At 31.3% G+C, this 919-nt stretch carries 1 protein-coding gene; it reads right to left on the reverse strand.

Features of this window, described 5'->3' with window-relative positions; all coding sequences use genetic code 11:
- Nucleotides 1-106: 106 nt before the first annotated feature.
- Nucleotides 107-892: a hypothetical protein gene (locus ABD963_RS15035; RefSeq protein WP_345278268.1), complete on the reverse strand. Its 786-nt coding sequence runs from the start codon at nt 890-892 to the stop codon at nt 107-109.
- Between the last annotated feature and the right edge of the window lie 27 nt (nt 893-919).

The raw sequence follows: 919 nt of genomic DNA on the forward strand, positions 1-919 counted from the left end.
AACGTGTTTGTGTATGATTAGTGGCGTGGTTAAGCACCTAATTTAGCAAATAAAAACCGAATAGAAAATCCGCGAGGATTTTCGTAAGCAAGCTCGAACCAAGCCATTAATTATACACGGTGTTAGCAACTGGCTTTATTTTTAATTTGTCTAATATATTCTTTTCGTTTTCGGCAAATATTTTGTCAATCGTTTCCCAATCTTTGTTTTCAACGAGTTTTTTTAATTCTTTCCAAGTCACTTCATTTAAACTGTCTGAACCAAATTCGATCTCGTTTTCTAAAATTTCAATTGCATTTATGTTTTTATGTTGCTTTAATTCCGAGAATAAAATCAAAAAATGAGAATTTCTAATATCATTTCCACCACATTTTGTGTAATAAGGGAAAATATAAGGTTGACTCGTTATTTTTTTTGTCGAATTATATTTCTCAAAAAATGGAAGAACGTTCTTTATTATTCTTTCCGTTAAATAGTCTGCCAAAATCAAATACTCTTTTGAAATCCTAAAATGATTCCTAATTGTTTTGTCAATTTCCTCAATTGGTTTTGAACCTACTAAATAATATTCGTTCGTAAGACCTTGCCAACAATAAGGCACTAATCCAATTCGGATTTCAATATCGTCTTTTGCTCCAGACCAACTTCCTCGATTATCAATATCAATAACCTCAAGTAAGTCATTTGTCAGTCTATAATGTTTTCTACCTTTCTTTTTAAACCCGTATTCCTTTAGTTTTAAACCAATTCTTTTATTCAGTTCGTTGTAAGCTGGTTTCCATTGCTCTTTTGGTAAACTTTTAAAAACCTTAATTTGATCAAATTCCGATTTTTCAGATTCAGTATTTGAGCTCTGTCCTTTGGGCTTTCCGAAAAGATTGAAAAATTTCATTGGCGTTTTTTCAGCTTGTTGCTAACG

The sequence above is a fragment of the Litoribaculum gwangyangense genome (genome assembly GCF_039543505.1).
Classification (GTDB): Bacteria; Bacteroidota; Bacteroidia; order Flavobacteriales; family Flavobacteriaceae; genus Litoribaculum; species Litoribaculum gwangyangense.

Bases quoted from the DNA above. Each gene is read 5' to 3' on its own strand.
- ABD963_RS15035 (WP_345278268.1), bottom strand. From the start codon at position 892: ATGAAATTTTTCAATCTTTTCGGAAAGCCCAAAGGACAGAGCTCAAAT.